Below are 20,211 nucleotides of genomic sequence, written 5' to 3' on the forward strand. Positions count from 1 at the left end.
CCCTTCTGTCTTTTATATCCATCCTTGCTCTGCCAGACTTACATAAGTCTTGTCCCCGATAATGATATGATCCAAAAGCGTAATGCCGATCAGCTCTCCTGCCTTCGCGATCTTTTTTGTCACGAGAATATCTTCTCTACTGGGATTCGGATCCCCACTCGGATGGTTGTGCAGCAAAATGATCATTACCGCATTTTTCTGTAGTGCTTCTATAAAAAGTTCTCTGGGAGAAATCACAGACATGTTGACTGTTCCTTTGGAAATCTTTGTCTCGCCAAGCAGCCGTGCCTTCGTATTCAGCATCAGAAGCATCAATTCTTCCTGCTTCAGATGGCGCATATCTTCCATATAATAAGCTGCGATCGTCTCCGGTTTGTCGAAACAGAGAGGTTCCTTTGCCTTTTCTTTTGCCATTCTCCGTGCCATCTCACAAAGGCACATAATCTGAACTGCCTTTACCTCTCCTATCCCGGGGATCTTCATCAAAGCCTCTTTTGAGTAGGCGGGAAGCCTGGACAGTCCACCCTTTCCACCATCCGGATACAGGATTCTTTTTGCTGTTTCCAGTGCATTCTTCCCTTTTATCCCGCTTCTGAGCATCACGGCCAAAAGCTCCGTATCTGTCAGGCGCTCAGCACCAAAACGTCCACATTTTTCATATGGACGTTCCTCCTCAAGCAGATTTTTAATTGTATTACTCATATCTTTTGTAAACTCTGACGATATCAGCAGACTATAAGAAGCGATAAATAATAATAGACAGTACCATGCCAAGTATGCTGGCAATAGAAATTTTCACTGTAAGTCCCAATGTGAGGACCAATATCCCCAAGTCCAGCACGATCGGCTGCTGAAGCCCAAATGTCTGCCCGTAGGCAAGCCAGTCAAGCGCCGGGATGTCTTTTGCAAGCATTCCGATAAAACCGCCAAGCACAACACCGGCGAGAATCATCAGGAACAAGGCCCATCCGTTCTTGCTTCCTGCTCCCTTCATCTTATGTCCTCCTCAACTCCTCAAATGATTTACAAACCGTCTCTATTTTAGCATAATTCAAAAAATGTGTATAGACTTTTCGAGCCTTAAAATTTTCTTAAACTTTAACAGACAATGCCGTATAGTAAAAATTATATGTGCGCTTTGCCCGGATTATAACTTCTGTTTTCAAAAACTTTCTATATAAAAAATGCCGAAAATAATCCCCGTTGGATTCAGACTGCAGCGTCTGATTTTCCGCCGGGGATCATCTATTGTCCATATCGCTTTGCTATTTTTTCAGCTGTCTTTATCCCGTCCATGGCTGCGGATGTAATGCCCCCCGCATAACCCGCTCCTTCCCCGCATGGATACAGACCTTTTACACCTGTACTCTGGAATGTCTCATCCCGTTTGATGCGAAGTGGCGATGATGTCCTTGCCTCTACACCGGAGAGGATTGTATCTGGGCTTGCAAATCCCTTGATCTTCCGGTCGAAATCCCGGATTCCTTCCTCAATAGCATTCCCAATTGATTCTGGGAAAATCCCCCGGACATCCCCAAACTGCCAGTTTCCTTTCATTTCTGGTTTCACTTCTCCGAGCGCTTCTGTCACACAGTGCTGACAAAATCCCCGGAAGCATTGAACCGGAATCTTTCCCTGTCCTGCTTCAAAGGCCTTCTCTTCCAGGCGTCTCTGGAATTCTATTCCAGAGAGGGCATTGTCATCTCCGGTTCCATAGTCTTCCGGTGTGACCGTCACGATAACGGCACTGTTTGCATTTTTTCCTGCCCGGCCGTGATAACTCATCCCGTTGACGCATAATCTTCCTTTTTCGGAGGACGCATTGACGACATAGCCGCCCGGGCACATGCAGAACGTATAGACCCCTCGCCCGTCAGATGCTTTTGCTGTCAGCTTGTATGCTGCAGCCGGGAGATGCGGATGGGCCTCAACACCATATTGGCTTTTATTGATCATCTTTTGAAGATGCTCCACCCGGACACCGACAGCGAAGGATTTTGCCTCCATAGGAACTCCTTGTTCGAACAGTGTCTGGAACGTGTCTCTGGCACTGTGTCCCAAAGCCAGCACCACCGTACTGGCCTCCAGAAATTCTTCTTTTTTTTCTCCCGTTTTCTTATCCAAAAATGAGATCCAGATACCATTTAGAATCCCATCGCAGATAGACAGCCTTGTCATTTTTGTATGGAACCGACAGGTGCCTCCAAAAGATTCAATGGCATTCCGCATATTTCTTACCACATCGATCAGAATGTCTGTTCCGATGTGTGGCTTGTTTTCGTAGAGGATTTCCGGCGGCGCTCCATTTTCCACAAAAATCCGCAGAACTTCCCGGTTTCTTCCTGCCGGATCTTTCACGAGGGTATTTAACTTCCCATCTGAGAATGTCCCGGCTCCTCCTTCTCCGAACTGAACATTGGATGACGGGTTTAAAACCCCGGTTTTCCAGAATTCCTCCACATCTTTTTTGCGCTCTTCCACCATAGCTCCCCGCTCGATGAGAATCGGACGGTACCCGTGTTTTGCCAGCAGATAGGCGCAGAAAAGGCCGGCCGGTCCACTTCCGACGATGACAGGCCGCTCCGGTATCGGAGATGCGGACGGATTTACCGGAAATCTGTAGGTTTCTTCCTTCGCCTCTGTAATCGCCCCGTTTTTTCCATGACGCTTCAGGATTTTCTGTTCCTTTTTTTGATGCTGAAGCGTCACATCTACTGTGTACACATAGTATAGTTCCGGCTTCTTCCGCGCATCAAGCGACTGTTTTCGGATCTCATAGTATTGTATCTCCTCTGCCGCAATGCCCAGCACGTTGGCGAGCTTCTTTTCCAATTCCGCTTTTGTATGTCCTGTTTTTAATTTGAGCTGTCCGATCCGAATCATATGTTCTCCTTTCCATCCTCTATGGCTGCATGCCTCCCGGCAATTTGTCCGCTGGACCAGGCCCACTGAAGATTGTAGCCTCCGCAGATGCCGTCCACATCCATGATCTCCCCCGCAAAGTAAAGTCCTGGTACGATCCTGGATTCCATTGTTTCTCCATCTATCTCCTTTGTGGAGACACCGCCGGCGCATACCTGGGCCTGTTCAAATCCATTGGTCCCTGTCACAACGGCCGAAAGGCATTTTGTAAGCTTTATGATCCTCTGGATTTCGTCTTCTTCCAGATCCCCCGCCTTTTTTTCTCCCCCAAGAGATGCAAGGCGAACAAGTAACTGACCTATTTTTTCATGGAAAAGCCCGACAAAGAATTGATCCATTGGACGATCTTCCAGGAGACGAATTCGATTTTTCAGAAATGCCGCTGCCTGCTCCATCGTAAATTCCGGCAGAAAATCAATCTCCGCCCTTACTTCCGGCATCTCGTTTTCCTTCCTTCCAAACGCTTTTGATGCATAGCGGCTTACCTGGAAGGCAGGAATGCCGGAAAGGCCGTAATCCGTAAACTGCACCTCTCCTGTATCCGCCGCTTGGATTTCCCCGTCCACGAGCAATCTTATACCCGCAGATGCACGGACACCGGACAGTTCACGAAACCAGGATTCCCTGCAGCAAATCTGCACGAGAGCCGGCGTACACGAAACGATGGAATGTCCCAGTGTTTCAGCCAGTGCAAGCCCGCTTCCGTCAGATCCCGTCGACGGAGCTGCCATACCTCCACAGGCAAGAATGACTGCGTCCCCTTTAAAGGGAACTGCTTCTTCCCCTGTCTTTACAAGGATCGTCCTTTTTTTGCTTTTGCGTTCTTCTGAAAAAAGATGGCGGACTGCCCGTACGCGAAATGGTTTTCCAGGAAAGATTTCTTTTACTTCTATATTCGTCTCTACCTGCACTCCAAGTCGGTCCAATTCCGCCAAGAGAACAGACAGGATAGCGGACGCCTGATCGGAATGCGGATAAAGGTACCCATTTCTGTTTTTTGAGTAGATGCCAAGTTCCAGGAAAAAACGGATGGTATCCTGGGCGGAGAATTGTCGGATCCCATTCCATCCAAAGGTTGGCTCATCCCCCCGGTAGCAGTCCGGGCGCTGCTCAATATTTGTAAAATTGCATCTCCCGTTTCCTGTGGCGAGAATCTTTTTCCCAAGCTTATTTCCGTGTTCCAATATCACAACGTCCGCCCCGCTTCTCTTTGCAAAGATCGCTGCCATCATTCCGGAGGCACCTCCTCCGATGATCAATATCCGCTTCATACTCCTCTTTCCTTTTCTACAATTTTCTTATGATCATTTTGGAAATCTTTATCTTTGATTACAGTTTCACAATTCCTTTTTGCACCAGTTTCTCAAGCGTCATCAAAATGCCGAACTTGGCATGTTCCCACGTAAGTCCGCCCTGGAAATAGACCGCGTACGGCGGTTTGATCGGCGCGTCAGCAGAAAGTTCAATAGATGATCCCTGAACAAAAGCGCCTGCTGCCATGATGACATCACTGTCGTAGCCTGGCATTGCCCACGGTTCCGGCGTCACATAGCTGTCCACCGGAGCTGCCGCCTGAATTCCTTGGCAGAATGCGATAACCCCTTCCGGTGTGCCAAACTCTACTGCCTGAATGATGTCGTGGCGTTCTTCGTCTTTTCCCGGTATCACGTGATATCCAAGGGTTTCATAAATAGCGGAGGCAAAAATTGCTCCTTTTACCGCTCCTTTCACAACTGTCGGAGCAAGGAACAGTCCCTGATAAAAGTCTTTCGTCACTCCAAGTGTTGCGCCGACTTCCTTTCCAAGTCCAGGTGAAGTCAGTCGGAATGCGCAGTTTTCGATAAGGTCTTTGCGCCCTGCAATATATCCTCCGATTGGTGCAAGTCCTCCTCCTGGATTTTTAATCAGTGATCCCACGACCATGTCCGCTCCCACATCGCTTGGCTCCTGCAATTCTACAAATTCTCCGTAACAGTTGTCTACCATCACAATGACATTCGGGAACTGTTCTTTCACAAACCGGATGGCTTCCCCGATCTGAGCAACGGAAAAGCTTGGTCGTGTCTGATATCCTTTTGATCTCTGGATCGTGACAAGTTTTGTATCCGGCTGCACCGTCTTTTCGATAGCTGCAAAGTCAAAACTTCCATCCGGCAGAAGATCCACCTGCCTGTATGTCACACCGTACTCTTTTAAAGAGCCTTTGGATTCGCGGATTCCGATGACTTCCTCCAGTGTATCGTATGGTTTCCCCGCGATAGAGATCATCTCATCGCCTGGGCGGAGATTCGCCGCCAGCGCAATGGCAAGAGCGTGTGTGCCACAAGTGATCTGTGGTCTTACAAGGGCATCTTCTGTGTGAAAAATATTGGCATAAACCTGTTCCAGCGTGTCCCTGCCAAAATCGTTGTATCCATACCCGGACACATAATTAAAACATTCTGCATTTACCCGCGCCTCCTGCATAGCGTGCACGACTTTCAGCTGATTGTACTCCGCGATCTCGTCGATCCGTGCGAATCTTTCTTTTAATTCTTCCTCAATCTTTGCGCCAAATGCATATACTTCTTTTGAAATTCCGGCTTCTTCATAAAACTGTACGAGCACATCCCGAAAGTTTTCGTTATTTATCTCCATTTTGTATGATTCCTCTCTCTTCTAATTGTCTCAGTATTTCCTGCAGAATACGATCTTCGTCATAATCAAAATTTTCTTTTGAGATCCAGATGACATCTCTCTCTCGCTTAAACCAAGTGATCTGGCGTTTGGCAAAATGTCTTGTATCCCTTTTCAAGATCCGGACCGCCTCCTCAAAATCCATTTCCCCGTTCAGGTACGAAAGGATTTCTTTGTATCCGAGTCCCTGCATAGACACCATGCCCGGCTTACATCCTTCTTCTTTTAATGAGGCGACTTCTTCCACAAGTCCTTCTTCTATCATCGCATCAATCCGATCCTCGATCCGACTGTAAAGCTTCTGTCGGTCGTCATTCAAAACAAAGTAGGCATACCGGTACGGCGACTCTTTTTTTCGCTCTTCCTCATTGTGCTGGGAGATTTGTCTCCCTGTCCGATGATAGTATTCTAAAGCCCGGATGACCCTTTTCACATTGTTTTCGTGTATCTCTTCTGCGGATTTCGGATCCACTTTCTGCAGTTTTTCATGCAGTATGGCTGCTCCTCCATCCATAGCGATCTGTTCCAGCTCTTTTCTGTAAGAATCGTCCCCGTCTTCTTCTGTAAAGTCGATATCATACAAAAGGGCCTGGATATAAAATCCGGTTCCGCCTACTATGACAGGGATCTTTCCCCGCTCATAGATTCCGTCCATGGCTTCTTTTGCCATCGCCTGGAATTTCACAACATTAAATTCTTCCTTCGGATCCAGCACATCGATAAGGTGGTGCGGCACCCCTTCCATTTCTTCCGGCCGAATCTTTGCGGAACCAATATCCATCCTCCGGTACACCTGCATGGAATCAGCAGAAATGATCTCTCCGCCGATCCGTTTTGCAAGGCTGATGGATGCGTGTGTCTTTCCGACCGCAGTCGGTCCTGTCAAAATTACAAGCGGTTTTTTCATCTCTCTGCCTTTCTGTCCTCTTTGCTTTTTATATGATTCGTTTGAATTTCTTTTCCAGTTCCCGTTTTGTCATGGCGATGATCGTCGGTCTTCCGTGCGGACAATGATAAGGATTATCCAGCTTTAGCAATTCATCCAGAAGTGTTTCCACTTCCTTTCTGGACAGTCTGGAGTTTCCTTTTACCGCAGCCTTGCACGACATGGATGCAATCTTTTCATCCAGAATATCCGGCGTAAGATTCGGACTGATCTCATCGGAAAGGCTGTCGATCATCTCCAGCAGCAGTTCCTTCTTTGCCACACTAAACAAATTGTCGGGAACTGCGCTGACTGTGAACGTGTCTCCGCCAAACGGCTCGATCTCGAATCCGATTCTTGTGAATTGATCCATGTATTTGCGAAATAGCTCCGCTTCCTGCATAGACAAATCCAATACAATCGGAGGGCTGATATACTGAGATGTGTATTCCCTTGTCTTCATTCCGCGCAGCGTCTTTTCATAAAGCACCCGCTCATGAGCCGCATGCTGATCGATAATGTACATATTGTCGTGAAGCTGTACGATCCAGTACGTGTCAAAAACTTGCCCGACAATTTTATAATCCGGAACGGACGACTCGTCCAGCAATTTCTCCTCAAAAAAGGAAAGCTGTTCCGCTTTTTGCTCTTTCTCTGCTTTCGGCTCCTGTTTTGTTTTCTCTTGGCGGATTCTGTAGGAGACTGCTTCCCGTATCTTGTCTGCCTTCTGCGCAGGCTCATGGATCTGTCCCTTTTCCTTTACTTCCGCAGACGAGAACTGCTCGTGGTAGGAGCGCACACGCTCCCTCATTTTTCCCATAAAGTAATCCAAATCCCGGTCTTTCGGCTCTTCCTTCCGATCGTCCGGCTTCTTTTCTGCAGGTTCTTTTGGGAATGACGGCTCTTTCGGAGGTTCTTTTTTTTCAAAGTATTTTTTTTCTTTCTGAACCGGCACAGGCTCAGGCACTTCCACTTCCGGGATCAATTCCCGCTCGTGAAGCGCTTCTCCAATTGTCTTATACAGAAACTGATACACTTCCTGCTGGTGGTCGAACCGCAGTTCCATCTTTGTGGGATGGACATTGACGTCGATCATTTCTCCCAATATCGTAATGTGAAGCACGACAAAAGGATATTTATGCTGCATTGTGAAATCCTTGTAAGCGTCTTCCACTGCCTTGGACAAAATGCTGCTTTTGATATACCGCCCGTTCACAAAGAAAGTTTCATAATTCCTGTTTCCCCTCGTGATAACAGGTTTTCCGATAAACCCACTCAGCTGAATGTGCTCATTCTGGGCGGAAACTTCAATCAGATTCCCTGCGATTTCTCTCCCATACACATGGTAGATCACATCTTTTAACTTTCCGTTTCCGGAAGTGTGAAGCCTCTCCTGACCGTTATTGATAAACTGGAAGGAGACATCCGGATGGGACAAAGAAAGCCTTGTCATAAGGTCACTTACATGGCTTGCCTCTGTCATCGGTGTCCTCAGGAACTTTCTTCTTGCAGGCACATTGTAAAAAAGTTGTCTCACAAGAAATGTCGTCCCATCCGGCGCCCCAGTCTCCTCCATGGAAATCTCTTTGCCGCCGGATATCTGGTAGGACACGCCAAATGGTTCCTTTTCCGTCTTTGTTATCATCTCTACCTGCGAGACAGCTGCAATACTGGAAAGCGCCTCTCCCCGAAATCCGAGGGAAGAAATGTGGGTTAGATCATCCACTGTCCGTATCTTGCTCGTTGAGTGCCTGAGAAATGCATTTCGGACATCGTCCTTTTCCATTCCATTTCCATTGTCTGTAATCCGGATCAGGGAGATGCCGCCCTCCTGGATCTCCGCCGTGACAGCCGTGGCATTGGCGTCAATGGCATTTTCTACGAGCTCCTTCACGACAGAGGCCGGCCGTTCCACCACTTCTCCGGCCGCGATCTTATCGATCGTAACTTGATCTAATACCTGAATCTTTCCCATGTCCTTTCCTTCCTTCCGCTACCATCGATTGTTCAGTTTATTCTGAAGCTGATACAGCGTATTCATCGCATCCATCGGTGTCATATGGCTGATATCCATTGTCTTGATCTCTTCCAGTACGTCGCTGTCTGAAACCGTGTCAAAAAGAGACATCTGAGCCATGTCTACTTCGTCGAGACGTTTTCTCTTCTTCCTTGTCTCGCTTCCCTGCATATCCAGTTCCCGTACCCGGGTCGTGATGTCTGCATCGGAAAGCTGCTCGGAAAGCTCTTTCGCCCGGTCAATGACCGTCTGCGGAACACCCGCAAGCTTTGCCACCTGGATTCCATAGCTTCGGTCTGCCCCTCCCTTTACGATTTTCCTCAGGAAAACGATGTCGTCCCCTTTTTCTTTTACGGCGATACAATAGTTGTGAACGCTGTCTATCTTTCCTTCCAGCTCCGTCAATTCATGGTAATGAGTTGCAAACAGCGTTTTTGCGCCCAGAAGTTTGGCATTGCTGATATGCTCTACCACCGCCCATGCGATAGAAAGCCCGTCGAATGTACTCGTTCCTCTCCCAATCTCATCCAATATCAGAAGACTTTTGCTTGTAGCATTTCGGAGAATATTTGCCACCTCTGTCATCTCAACCATAAAAGTACTCTGACCGGAAGCCAGATCGTCGGAAGCCCCAACTCTTGTAAAAATCCGGTCCACCAGTCCGATGTTGGCAGAGGCAGCAGGGACAAAAGATCCGATCTGAGCCATCAAAACGATCAGCGCAGACTGCCTCATGTAAGTGGATTTCCCCGCCATGTTCGGCCCTGTGATGATGGATACGCGGTTCTTTTTGTCATCCAGATACGTGTCGTTTGCGATAAACATATTGTTTGGAATCATTTTTTCCACTACAGGATGTCTTCCATCCTTGATGTCAATGATCCCTTTTTCGTTGATCTTCGGCCTTACATATCTGTTTCTCTCTGCCACGAGTGCAAGAGAAGCAAACACATCCACTGCCGCCACTGCCTTTGCCGTCTGCTGGATTCTGGCAATCTCTTCTCCAATTCGGTTGCGCACGTCGCAATACAGCTGATATTCCAAGGCAAACAGTTTGTCTTCCGCACCAAGGATCAGATCTTCCAACTCTTTCAGCTCCGGAATACTGTACCGCTCTGCGTTTGCAAGGGTCTGTTTCCGAATATAATAGTCCGGCACCATGGACTTGAAAGAATTGGTCACTTCCAGGTAGTAGCCGAATACTTTGTTGTATTTGATCCGGAGATTTTTGATCCCCGTCTTTTCCCGTTCCTTTTGTTCGAGTTCGGCAAGCCATGTTTTTCCATCAGTCTTTGCCTTTCTGAGACGATCTACTTCTTCGTTGTACCCATCTTTAATAATGCCGCCCTCTTTCATGGCAAGCGGCGGATCATCGATAACAGCCTGCTCTATCAGTCCATACAGATCCTCCAGCGGATCCATCTGGTCCCACAGATCTTTGAGAAGCTCCGATCGGAGATCCCCTAATATGTACTTGATATGAGGCAGCATGGACAGCGAACTTTTAAACGCGATCAGATCACGAGGGTTTGCCGACTGGTACGAAATCTTTCCCACAAGCCGTTCCATATCATAGACAGGGGTAAGATACTCCCTTATCTCTTCTCTTGCGATGGCTTCTTTTAAAAGCTCGTCTACCGCATCCAGACGTCTCACGACACTATCTTTATCGATCAATGGCTGTTCCACATATTTTCGCAGCATCCTGGCTCCCATAGCTGTACGTGTTTTGTCCAGCACCCAGAGAAGAGAGCCTCTTTTCTGTTTTTCCCGGAGTGTCTCACACAGCTCCAGATTTCTGCGGGAGGAGCTGTCGATCAGCATGTATTTTCCTGTCGTATAGTTCGTAAGTTTCGTAAAATGCGCCAAAGATGTCTTCTGCGTCTCGATCAGATAGGAAAGAAGGGCGCCTGCCGCCACGATCCCACAATCATAATCTGCCACTCCGAGACTTTCCAGCGAAGCGACTTTAAAATGATCTTTCAGCGTTTTTCTGCAGATGGCATCGTCGAAATACCATGCATCCAGCGAAGAAATGGCCACATTCATCCGATCTTTCAGCTCTTCCAGGCGGACTCCGCTCATATAGAGTGCCTCGTTGCAGACAATCTCCGACGGGCTAAACTTATAGATCTCATCAAACAGCTTGCCCCTGCTTTCTATCTCCGTGACAAAATAATCGCCTGTCGATACATCGGCTACCGACATCCCATACCTGTCGTCCGATACGTAAACGATGGCCATGATGTAATTGTTTTTTGTCTCGTCCAGCGCCTGGGTATTCAGGTTTGTCCCTGGTGTGACGATCCTGATAACTTCTCTTTTCACAATACCCTTTGCAAGCTTTGGATCCTCGACCTGTTCGCAGATCGCCACTTTATATCCCTTTTCCACCAGCTTATTCAGATATCCATCAACGGAGTGAAACGGCACGCCGCACATCGGCGCCCGCTCTTCGAGCCCGCAGTTCTTTCCGGTCAAAGTGATCTCAAGCTCTTTTGATGCAGTCAATGCATCGTCAAAAAACATCTCGTAAAAATCTCCGAGGCGGTAAAATAAAATGCAGTCCGGGTATTCCTTTTTCGTCTCCATATACTGCTGCATCATCGGTGTTAACTCGGCCAACTTTTTCTCTCCTTTTCTTTTGTCTCTTTTTTATTTATAAGAATCTATATATCTCATGTCTTCGGGGTACACAGACCCCTGGCAACATTACATTATAACATCAATCTCCCGCCAAAAAAAGCAAAATTTTCTTCCCAGCAGCTCTTTCCATCTGGTATACTGGATTTATCAGATGAGAAATGGGGGAATAAAAATGCAGGCAGAAAACACACAGCGTTTGACGGAAGGGGTAATCTGGAAACAGATTCTGTTCTTTTCCCTTCCCATCATTGCCGGGAATTTGTTCCAGTGGCTTTATAACACGGTGGACTCCATCGTAGTAGGAAATTTTGTCGGAGGAGAGGCGCTGGCAAGCGTCGGAGCCGGGACTTCAGTCATCAACCTCCTGATCGGTCTGTTTTCCGGACTTACCACGGGAGCCGGTGTCATCGTAGCAAAATACTTCGGAGCAGGACTGGAAGAAAAACTACGCCGTTCCATCCACACGTCAAGCGTATTTACCATTGTCTTCGGACTATTTATGACGATCCTTGGGATCCTTTCCTCCGACTGGATTCTTCGTGCCATCTCCACACCGTCCAATGTGCTGGATGGAGCAAACCTGTATCTGCGCATTTATTTTGCAGGTATCATTCCCATGATGATCTACAATATGGGGGCGGCCATTTTGCGGGCCGTGGGGGACTCCAAGACACCTCTTTATTACCTTGGAGTATCCAGCATCATCAATATTGTGCTGGACACCGTCTTTGTATCTGTATTTCGTATGGGGATCGCAGGTGTCGGGATCGCTACCGTCATCGCCCAAATCGTCTCTGCCATCCTTGTGGTCCTGAAACTTGCCAGGTCAAAAGAAGTATACCGCCTGGAGTGGAAACTTCTAAAAGCAGACCGTTCCATGCTTCTGGAGATCCTCAAAGTCGGAATCCCGGTAGGCATTCAACAGACGATCATCGGCTTTTCCAACATCTTCGTTCAATACTATATCAATCTTTACGGATCTGCGGCCATGGCTGCCTGGGTAACCTTCAATAAAATCGACGGACTCGTCTTTCTCCCTGTCTTAAGTTTTGGTGTCGCCATCACAACTTTTACAAGTCAGAACGTCGGTGCCGGCAAACCAGATCGTGTGCTGAAAGGCACCCATGTGACGCTCCTTATGAATATCCTTTACGCGGCAGTCAGCTCTTTCTTCTTCTTTCTTGCTGCGGAGCCGATTACCCGGATCTTCACGAATGAAGTCGATATCATCCAATACGGAATGCGCATGATCCGGACACTGATCCCATTTTATGTCCTTACGGCATTTATGCAGGTCCTGAGCAACGTTATCAGCGGCGCCGGCTACTCTTTTGCTTCTATGATGATCATGATCGGAAATCTGTGCATTGTCCGTGTCTTGTATCTCATGATCATGACGCCGCGAAGCAACGATATCGCTACGATCTTCCAGAGCTATATCATCACATGGGTCACATGTGCCATCTGCCTGCTCTTATACTATCGAAAAGGCGGCTGGAGAAAATCGCTTCATGCGAATGCCTGAAAGATACCATACTGAAAACTACCATATGGGAATATGAGGTTTTTCTTCCCCGTAAAGGAAATGCAGAAGATATCCTCCCAGATAGATCCCCACGGTACATAAAATCCCAAAAAGGGCCATAAACGGCAAACAGATCTGTCCGAAAAGCTGAAATGGGACATCGCTGTAATCCCACACTCCAAGTCCAAGCCACTTGTTGACAATAATCCCCGTGATAAATTCACAAGACGTCACAAACACAATACACCGGAGCACCTGAAATGCCAAAGGATCCTGCCATCGGCCGGCTCTCCCCTGTGCAGTACAAAATACAAGACATAACCCTCCAAGAACAAACATCGTCCAGTGGGAAAATCCTCTAAATGCCAGTTCAAATGTATAATAAAGGCAGCCTCCGACTGCCCACAAAAAAAGATATTCGCTTAATTTTTTCATGATAAAACGCCCTCACTTTTGCATGTTTACACAAATAGTCTGGGCGTTTTTTATCCTCTTATGCATGGCAGAAAGTGCCTGTTTTATTTTACCGCTTCTCCGATATAGTAAAATCCTTTGCAAGAAATCAGTTTTACATCCACAAGCTGTCCGATCATCTCTTTTGTGCCCGGAAAATGGACAAGAAGATTGTTGCTGAGACGTCCTGTCACAAGCGTATCGTCCTGCTCATTCATCTGCTCTACAAGGACAGTCTGTGTCGTCCCTTCATGTTTGCTGCATTCTTCCGCAGCAATTTTCTGCACTTCTTTCAGCAGGCGGTCAAATCTGTCTTTTACCACTTCCTGCGGCACCTGATTTTCCATGGCAGCAGCCGGAGTGCCCGTCCGCTTGGAGTAGATGAAGGTAAATGCACTGTCGTAACGGACTTTCTGCACTACATCCAGCGTCTCCTGAAAATCAGCTTCTGTCTCTCCCGGGAATCCTACGATGATATCTGTCGTAAGAGAAATATTCGGCATAGCAGTCTTTATCCGATCTACAAGGCTTAGATACTGCTCTTTTGTGTAGCGGCGATTCATTTTTTTCAAAATGTCCGTACTTCCCGATTGTACCGGAAGATGCAGATGACGACAGATTTTTCGAGATGTCTTCATGACTTCTATCAGTTCATCTGACAGATCTTTTGGATGAGACGTCATGAAACGAATTCTCTCCAATCCTTCGATCTTCTCCACTTCTCTCAAAAGTTCTGCAAAAGACATCGGTTCTTCCAGCGTCTTCCCATAGGAATTGACATTTTGTCCAAGAAGCATGACTTCTTTGACTCCGTCCGCCACCAGTGTCTCGATCTCCCGTAGGATATCTCTCGGATTTCTGCTCCGCTCCCTTCCCCTTACATACGGAACGATGCAGTAACTGCAGAAATTGTTGCATCCAAACATAATATTGACGCCGGACTTAAAAGGATACTTTCTCTCGCTTGGCAGATCTTCCACGATTTTGTCCGTATCTTTCCAGATGTCAATGACCATTCTCTCGGATTCAAACCTGGTCGCCAGAATCTCCGCAAATTTGTATATGTTGTGTGTACCAAAAATCAAATCCACAAACCGGTAGCTCTTCTTCAGTTTCTCCACAACATGCGGTTCCTGCATCATGCATCCGCAAAGCCCGATCAGCATATGAGGATTTTTCCGTTTTACCCTGTTTAACTGTCCAAGTCTTCCGTACACTCTCTGATTGGCATTCTCCCTTACCGTGCAGGTATTGTAGATGACAAAATCTGCTTTCTCCTCCACACTTTCCTCCACGTACCCGATCTCTTCCAGTATCCCGGTCAGCTTTTCAGAATCCCGTGCATTCATCTGACAGCCGAAGGTTACCGTTGCAGCCCGAAGCGGCCTGCCAAGTTTCTCTGAAATCTCTTTTACATACTGTCTGCATTTTTTTATAAAATAATACTGGCGCATCGGCTCCTCCGCCGGAGCGGCCTGCAAAAGATCGATCTCATCTATCAAACGTTCTATCTCTTTATTCATTCTTATCTTCCTTTTCGTGTAATGTTCCTCCATACCTTACCATATCAGGCACAAAAATGCAAATGGAAGAAGTGGGAATAAGAATATAGAAATCTCTCTCTACTATTCTGCCCTGCTTTTTTCGATGGGAATGATCCTGTCACACCACTTATACTCTCCTGGTTTATGAGAGATCATGAGGATCGTGTGGTTCTTCTTCAGTTTGCTTACCGTTTCCATAATCTCCGAGGCTGTTTTCACATCTAATGCACTTGTCACTTCATCCAGCAAAAGAATTTTTGCCTCCTTTAAAAGTGCACGTGCGATTGCCAGTCTTTGTCTCTGTCCTCCTGAAAAATTCGCAGCGCCTTCCTCCAGGATAGTATCATACTGTTCTGGAAGTGACATAATATATTCGTCAATCCCTGCATCCTTGCATGCTTTCCGAATTTTCTCAAAATCCCTGTCAATCAGCGCCAGATTCTCGTAGACAGACATATGGAAAAAATACGGCTGCTGGAGAACACATGTAAGCAATCCGGAATACTGTTCTTTCGGATACAGGCCAATTGGTGTGCCGCCTATCCGTATCTGCCCTTTTTTCGCCTTTTCAAATCTCAGCAAAAGATGAAAAAATGTACTTTTCCCGCATCCGCTTGGCCCTGTCAGGGCGCAAAGGGTGTTCGGAGCGATATTCAGACTGTACTCTTTAAATATCGGATGTTCCCCGTACGAAAAAGACATGTCTTCTGCACAGATATCGTATCCCTCCGCTTTGATTTTTCCATACTGCAAAAATTCTTCATTTTGCTCTGACTGAATAAATGAATTGTATCTGTCCACCGACACTTTTTTGACTCTCAATTCCCCCAAAGCAGATACGAATTCGCTGAGAGAACTGAACAGTGTCCCAAAATAAGACTGGATAATCAGGACTGTCTCAATTCCAAATGTCCCCTGAAGGCAATGGTAACAAGCGTAGGTTAAAAGCAGGATTTCCGTACACATTGTAATACTCGGGCTGATGATATTGCTGATAATCCTGTTTTGAATCTGCCTGTTATGCACTTCAATATATGCATCATTACATATACGGTACCTTTTTCGGAGCTGAGAAAGAATCTGGAAAATTTTTACATCCTTTAACCCGACGATCAGTTCACTGAAAAACTGCATCTCTTCATCTGATTTTTCCTTCCCTTCTCTCATCAAGACTTCATATTTTTCATTGTATTTGTTCAGGATATAGATCACAGTGCTGTTTACGACACAGCCAAGAATCATCAGACCGATACTGATCTTTCCAAGAACAACAATGGAGACGATCACAGATACGAACAATAAGATTTCCTGGGACAGCCAAGTCCCGAATTCCGCCATCACTTTAATATCTCCGTTTGCAATATTCAGCATTTCTCCTTTGCTGTGATCTGAAAAATACTGGATCTTTATTTGATCCAGCTTGTCGATGATCTGGCTCTGTAATTTCAGATACACATCATTATGAAATCTTCGTTCCATCATCAGGTTCAGTATCTGCGATACCTTTGATAATAATTTTAATGCAAAATATACTATGATAGTCCACAAAAGCATAGGAATATTTTTGTCGGTCAGATATCTGATTGCCATGCTGAACAAAAGACTTATAAATAAGTATGGAACATTGCTGAGCAGGGAAAAGAAAATCAGAAGAAACGTTTCCTTTTTGTTTACCTGAGTTACGCGGAAATACGTGCTGATAATCTTAAAATTTTTCATTTTCTCATCTTTCCTATCATATTCTTCAACAACTCTTTTACTTCTGTCTCATCCATACACATGTTACCGCCATAAATCTGTGTTGCGATCCCATGTGCATAAAACCTTACATCTCTGTACAATTCTTCACTTTTCTTAAGCGAGATGTCAAACTGTCTGGCCGTGCATTCAATCGTCTCCCGGTTCCAGGATGATTGGATGACTCCTTCGATTGTACGGGGACGGACAAATCCTTCTACAAACAACGCCCCAAAAAGATTTCGTTCTTCCCTTGCAAACTGTATATATGCAAAACTGATTGTAAAAAGATAGTCCTCTTTATCGATATACTCCTGGGTAAATGCGGTATATCGATCATCTATGCGTTTTTTCAACTCTTCTTTCAACTCATTCATATCGCGAAACGCGTTAAAAATAGGCATTGTGGAGCATGAAAGTTCCTGCGCAATTCGCCTTGCATTAAGGCTTCCAATTCCTTGACTCTGTACGATATCAAATGATTTCTGTAAAATATCTTCCCGTGTGACCTTTGCTTTTGGCGGCATCATTTTTCCTCCTTTTTAAAATAACTTACGTTATATAACATAAGTTATTTTAAATCTTTTTTTGAATTTTGTCAAGATTTATAAAGAAAAAGAGACATTTGTCAAGCCGATTCCTATCTCTCGGCTTTCCGAATGTCTCTTTTTTTATTCCATATGTGAGGCTGTATACTATTCTTCCGCTTCTTCCGTATCCGGGACTGTATGTACCTCTTCTACCGTAACGACAACGGTATCCGGACTAGTGAGGATCTCAATATCCGGGTTTCTGGAAATATCCAGATCGGATACTTTGATGGTATCTCCTGCCTTCAAGCTGCTTCCATCTATTTCCACTTTCTCCACAAGTGCTTCCGGAAGAGCTTTATAAGAGATCTCCTCCAGTGTCTGTTCTACAACACCGCCCAGCACTTTATCATGGTTTAGAATTACTATCTCTGCGACAGAATGTACTTTTTCCCCGCTTACCAAAGTCTGGAAATCAATCTCCTGAAGTCTTGATTTGATTGGTTCAAAGTCAATTTCTTTGATCAGCACATTCATTTTCTGCCCGTCGACATCAAGAATGATCTTGCTGCCTTTTTTACATGTCTTGACAAGCCGCGCGGCGTCCGCTTCCAATATTTGCAGCGGTATGGATTCCGGCATATTTTTGCCAAATACATTTCCGGTAACAAACCCTTCCCTTCTCAGTTTCTTTGCTTTTGTTTTCATGTCTCGTCTCTCAGCTTTTAAAGTATTCATTTATCTTTTCCTCCAAAAATCTGATTCCTAATCGGACTGTCCTTTTGAAAACGGTCTGGTTAAGGTTTTCCATCTGTTACACATATATTATAACACTTGTTACAGAAAATGCAAGCAAATACTTATTTTAAAATCTTTACAGTCTCATCTTAAAGTCGTCGTACCCGAACTTGCGAACGAGGGTAATGTTTCCGTCTTCTTCCTCCACAGCAATAGAAGGAAGGCGCATACCATTAAAGGTATTGTTCTTGACCATAGAATAGATGGCCATGTCTAAAAATTCCAGTCGTTCCCCTTCCTTCAGCGGATGATCGAATGAATAATCTCCGATAATATCTCCCGCCAGACAGGTCGGTCCGCCTAGTCGGTACGTGTACATTTTTTCTTCCGGAAGTCCGGAATCTTTAAGAGGAGGACGGTACGGCATCTCCAGTACGTCCGGCATATGACAGGCTGCTGAAGTATCCAGAATCGCAAGACGGATCCTATTTTCCCCGGTTTCCAGCACGGAGGTAACCAGACTTCCTGCATTTAGGGCCACTGCTTCTCCCGGTTCCAGATACACTTCGACACCGTATATCTCCTTTACATGGAGAATACATTCGATAAGGGTCTCTTTGTCATAGTCTGGTCTTGTGATATGATGTCCGCCGCCGAAATTGATCCATTTCATTTGGTGCATCCATACACCAAACTTTTCTTCCACTGCTTCCAACGTTTTTTTCAGGTCATCCGAGTTCTGCTCGCAGAGCGTATGAAAATGGAAACCGTCCACGTATTCCAGCAGATCCGGTCTGAAATTTTCGATGGTCACACCGAGTCTGGAGCCTGGAGCACAAGGATCATAGATAGCGTGGCCTTCCTGTGTGGAACATTCCGGGTTGATCCGAATTCCAATGCTTCCCCCCGCCTTTTTTACCTGCTCCTGATATTTCTGGAGCTGGTGGAAAGAATTAAATACAATATGATCGCTGTATTTCAGAATTTCCTCCATCTCATCTTCCCGGAACGCCGGGGCATAGACATGGTTTTCCTTTCCCATTTCTTCTGCCCCAAGCCTTGCCTCGTAAAGTCCGCTTGCCGCAGTACCGTCGAGGTACTGTCCGATCAGTGGATAAAGACTGTACATAGAAAACGCTTTCTGAGCCAGGAGGATCTTGCAGCCGGTCTGTTTCCGGATGTGGGCCAATTCCTCCAGATTTCGGATCAGATTTGCCTTCTGGACGATATAACACGGAGTCCGCAATTCTTCTTTTCTCATGTTGTCCCTCATTAATCGATCAGAGTCGGATTTTCATCGATGATCCACGGAAGTCCCCATTTGTTCAGTTCTTCCATGAACGGATCCGGATCGAATTCTTCGATGTTGTACACTCCGGCTTTGTTCCATGTGCCGTTTAAGATCATCATCGCTCCAATCATGGCAGGAACACCTGTCGTGTAGGAAACTGCCTGGGATCCGACTTCTTTGTAGCATTCCTGATGATCGCATACATTATAGATATACAGTTTCTTCTCTTTTCCGTCTTTTTTCCCGACAAAAATACAGCCGATATTTGTTTTTCCTACTGTTCTCGGTCCGAGAGATGCTGGATCCGGAAGAACTGCCTTCAAAAACTGAAGCGGTACGATTTCTTTTCCTTCGTACATAATCGGTTCGATAGAAGTCATTCCAACATTCTCAAGACATTTCAGATGTGTAAGATAACTCTGTCCGAATGTCATAAAGAAACGGATTCTCTTGATGCCCGGAATATTTAAAGCGAGTGATTCGATTTCTTCATGATGAAGAAGATACATGTCTTTTTCTCCAACCTGCGGGAAATCATATACTCTTTTGATCTCCATCGGCTTTGTCTCTACCCAGTGTCCATCTTCCCAGTAGGAACCATTTGCTGCCACTTCACGGATATTGATCTCCGGGTTAAAGTTTGTGGCAAACGGATATCCGTGATCTCCTCCGTTGCAATCCAGGATATCGATATAATTGATTTCATCAAAATAATGTTTCAGGGCATAAGCGGAAAATACACTCGTCACACCCGGGTCAAATCCGCTTCCAAGAAGGGCTGTGATCCCTGCTTTTTCAAATCTTTCTCTGTAAGCCCACTGCCATTTATACTCAAATTTTGCCGTGTCTTCCGGCTCATAGTTTGCAGTATCCACATAGTGTACTTTTGTTGCCAGACAAGCATCCATGATCGTCAGATCCTGGTACGGGAGAGCCAGGTTCAGTACGAGATCCGGTTTTACTTTTTCAATCAGTGCAATCAGCTCGTCCACATTATCTGCATCCACCTGTGCAGTTGTGATCTTTGTTTTTGTCTTTCCTTCCAGCTGTTCTTTCAGCGCGTCGCATTTGGATACAGTACGGCTTGCAATACAGATTTCTTCAAACACCTCACTGTTCTGGCAGCATTTCTGAATTGCCACACTTGCTACTCCTCCGCATCCGATAATCAGTACTTTTCCCATTTTTTTACCTCCGTTTTAAATTT

Annotated in this window: 16 protein-coding genes; 1 reads left to right on the forward strand and 15 read right to left on the reverse strand. The window is 45.9% G+C overall.

Features of this window, described 5'->3' with window-relative positions; translation table 11 throughout:
• Nucleotides 1-12 precede the first annotated feature (12 nt).
• From radC to mutS, 8 genes are all read right to left on the reverse strand, one after another.
• Nucleotides 13-702, reverse strand: coding sequence for a RadC family protein (gene radC, locus FLB61_RS10315; protein ID WP_221920075.1), 690 nt, complete (start codon nucleotides 700-702; stop codon nucleotides 13-15).
• A 31-nt stretch (nucleotides 703-733) separates the two neighbouring features.
• A complete protein-coding gene (locus FLB61_RS10320; protein ID WP_087211434.1) occupies nucleotides 734-994 on the reverse strand; it encodes a DUF4321 domain-containing protein in 261 nt (86 codons plus the stop codon).
• 251 nt (nucleotides 995-1,245) lie between these two features.
• On the reverse strand, nucleotides 1,246-2,883 hold the full coding sequence (locus FLB61_RS10325; protein WP_221920076.1) for an NAD(P)/FAD-dependent oxidoreductase: 1,638 nt from the start codon (nucleotides 2,881-2,883) through the stop codon (nucleotides 1,246-1,248).
• On the reverse strand, nucleotides 2,880-4,193 hold the full coding sequence (locus tag FLB61_RS10330) for a BaiN/RdsA family NAD(P)/FAD-dependent oxidoreductase (RefSeq protein WP_087200434.1): 1,314 nt from the start codon (nucleotides 4,191-4,193) through the stop codon (nucleotides 2,880-2,882). Before FLB61_RS10330 ends, FLB61_RS10325 begins: the two co-directional genes overlap by 4 nt.
• A 58-nt stretch (nucleotides 4,194-4,251) precedes the next feature.
• On the reverse strand, nucleotides 4,252-5,559 hold the full coding sequence (locus tag FLB61_RS10335; RefSeq protein ID WP_087200431.1) for a methionine gamma-lyase family protein: 1,308 nt from the start codon (nucleotides 5,557-5,559) through the stop codon (nucleotides 4,252-4,254).
• Nucleotides 5,546-6,505: a tRNA (adenosine(37)-N6)-dimethylallyltransferase MiaA gene (gene miaA, locus FLB61_RS10340; RefSeq protein WP_221920077.1), complete on the reverse strand. Its 960-nt coding sequence runs from the start codon at nucleotides 6,503-6,505 to the stop codon at nucleotides 5,546-5,548. The genes FLB61_RS10335 and miaA overlap by 14 nt, the downstream gene beginning before the upstream one ends.
• Nucleotides 6,506-6,533: 28 nt before the next feature.
• On the reverse strand, nucleotides 6,534-8,498 hold the full coding sequence (gene mutL, locus FLB61_RS10345) for a DNA mismatch repair endonuclease MutL (RefSeq protein ID WP_221920078.1): 1,965 nt from the start codon (nucleotides 8,496-8,498) through the stop codon (nucleotides 6,534-6,536).
• Nucleotides 8,499-8,516: 18 nt separating this feature from the next.
• Nucleotides 8,517-11,165 (reverse strand): DNA mismatch repair protein MutS, encoded by a 2,649-nt coding sequence (mutS, locus tag FLB61_RS10350; protein WP_330625587.1) that lies wholly within the window; start codon nucleotides 11,163-11,165, stop codon nucleotides 8,517-8,519.
• A gap of 193 nt (nucleotides 11,166-11,358) precedes the next feature.
• Here mutS and FLB61_RS10355 point away from each other — a divergent pair, with 193 nt between their 5' ends.
• A complete protein-coding gene (locus tag FLB61_RS10355; RefSeq protein ID WP_221920079.1) occupies nucleotides 11,359-12,711 on the forward strand; it encodes an MATE family efflux transporter in 1,353 nt (450 codons plus the stop codon).
• Nucleotides 12,712-12,729: 18 nt separating this feature from the next.
• Here the strand turns inward: FLB61_RS10355 and FLB61_RS10360 are convergent, their stop codons facing one another.
• The 7 genes from FLB61_RS10360 to FLB61_RS10390 all read right to left on the reverse strand — a co-directional run bounded on the left by FLB61_RS10360 (nucleotide 12,730) and on the right by FLB61_RS10390 (nucleotide 20,188).
• The gene (locus FLB61_RS10360) at nucleotides 12,730-13,146 is read right to left on the reverse strand and encodes a putative ABC transporter permease (protein ID WP_087200421.1); all 417 of its coding nucleotides are present in this window, start codon (nucleotides 13,144-13,146) and stop codon (nucleotides 12,730-12,732) included.
• Between the two features lie 83 nt (nucleotides 13,147-13,229).
• On the reverse strand, nucleotides 13,230-14,687 hold the full coding sequence (gene miaB, locus FLB61_RS10365; protein WP_087200419.1) for a tRNA (N6-isopentenyl adenosine(37)-C2)-methylthiotransferase MiaB: 1,458 nt from the start codon (nucleotides 14,685-14,687) through the stop codon (nucleotides 13,230-13,232).
• A 102-nt stretch (nucleotides 14,688-14,789) separates the two neighbouring features.
• A complete protein-coding gene (locus FLB61_RS10370) occupies nucleotides 14,790-16,427 on the reverse strand; it encodes an ABC transporter ATP-binding protein (protein WP_221920081.1) in 1,638 nt (545 codons plus the stop codon).
• A complete protein-coding gene (locus FLB61_RS10375) occupies nucleotides 16,424-16,975 on the reverse strand; it encodes a TetR/AcrR family transcriptional regulator (protein ID WP_204244039.1) in 552 nt (183 codons plus the stop codon). Before FLB61_RS10375 ends, FLB61_RS10370 begins: the two co-directional genes overlap by 4 nt.
• Before the next feature lie 165 nt (nucleotides 16,976-17,140).
• Nucleotides 17,141-17,713: a 50S ribosomal protein L25 gene (locus FLB61_RS10380; RefSeq protein ID WP_221920082.1), complete on the reverse strand. Its 573-nt coding sequence runs from the start codon at nucleotides 17,711-17,713 to the stop codon at nucleotides 17,141-17,143.
• Nucleotides 17,714-17,849: 136 nt separating this feature from the next.
• Nucleotides 17,850-18,974: a carboxynorspermidine decarboxylase gene (gene nspC, locus FLB61_RS10385; protein ID WP_221920083.1), complete on the reverse strand. Its 1,125-nt coding sequence runs from the start codon at nucleotides 18,972-18,974 to the stop codon at nucleotides 17,850-17,852.
• 11 nt (nucleotides 18,975-18,985) lie between these two features.
• Nucleotides 18,986-20,188: a saccharopine dehydrogenase family protein gene (locus tag FLB61_RS10390; RefSeq protein ID WP_087211414.1), complete on the reverse strand. Its 1,203-nt coding sequence runs from the start codon at nucleotides 20,186-20,188 to the stop codon at nucleotides 18,986-18,988.
• Between the last annotated feature and the right edge of the window lie 23 nt (nucleotides 20,189-20,211).

The sequence above is a fragment of the Sellimonas caecigallum genome (assembly GCF_019754295.1).
GTDB classification, from domain to species: domain Bacteria; phylum Bacillota; class Clostridia; order Lachnospirales; family Lachnospiraceae; genus Sellimonas; species Sellimonas caecigallum.

Coding starts and splice junctions, on each gene's coding strand:
- nspC (WP_221920083.1), bottom strand. CDS start 18,974: ATGAGAAAAGAAGAATTGCGGACTCCGTGTTATATCGTCCAGAAGGCA.
- FLB61_RS10335 (WP_087200431.1), bottom strand. CDS start 5,559: ATGGAGATAAATAACGAAAACTTTCGGGATGTGCTCGTACAGTTTTAT.
- FLB61_RS10330 (WP_087200434.1), bottom strand. CDS start 4,193: ATGAAGCGGATATTGATCATCGGAGGAGGTGCCTCCGGAATGATGGCA.
- mutL (WP_221920078.1), bottom strand. CDS start 8,498: ATGGGAAAGATTCAGGTATTAGATCAAGTTACGATCGATAAGATCGCG.
- radC (WP_221920075.1), bottom strand. CDS start 702: ATGAGTAATACAATTAAAAATCTGCTTGAGGAGGAACGTCCATATGAA.
- miaB (WP_087200419.1), bottom strand. CDS start 14,687: ATGAATAAAGAGATAGAACGTTTGATAGATGAGATCGATCTTTTGCAG.
- FLB61_RS10370 (WP_221920081.1), bottom strand. CDS start 16,427: ATGAAAAATTTTAAGATTATCAGCACGTATTTCCGCGTAACTCAGGTA.
- FLB61_RS10360 (WP_087200421.1), bottom strand. CDS start 13,146: ATGAAAAAATTAAGCGAATATCTTTTTTTGTGGGCAGTCGGAGGCTGC.
- FLB61_RS10320 (WP_087211434.1), bottom strand. CDS start 994: ATGAAGGGAGCAGGAAGCAAGAACGGATGGGCCTTGTTCCTGATGATT.
- FLB61_RS10355 (WP_221920079.1), top strand. CDS start 11,359: ATGCAGGCAGAAAACACACAGCGTTTGACGGAAGGGGTAATCTGGAAA.
- FLB61_RS10325 (WP_221920076.1), bottom strand. CDS start 2,883: ATGATTCGGATCGGACAGCTCAAATTAAAAACAGGACATACAAAAGCG.
- FLB61_RS10390 (WP_087211414.1), bottom strand. CDS start 20,188: ATGGGAAAAGTACTGATTATCGGATGCGGAGGAGTAGCAAGTGTGGCA.
- miaA (WP_221920077.1), bottom strand. CDS start 6,505: ATGAAAAAACCGCTTGTAATTTTGACAGGACCGACTGCGGTCGGAAAG.
- FLB61_RS10380 (WP_221920082.1), bottom strand. CDS start 17,713: ATGAATACTTTAAAAGCTGAGAGACGAGACATGAAAACAAAAGCAAAG.
- FLB61_RS10375 (WP_204244039.1), bottom strand. CDS start 16,975: ATGATGCCGCCAAAAGCAAAGGTCACACGGGAAGATATTTTACAGAAA.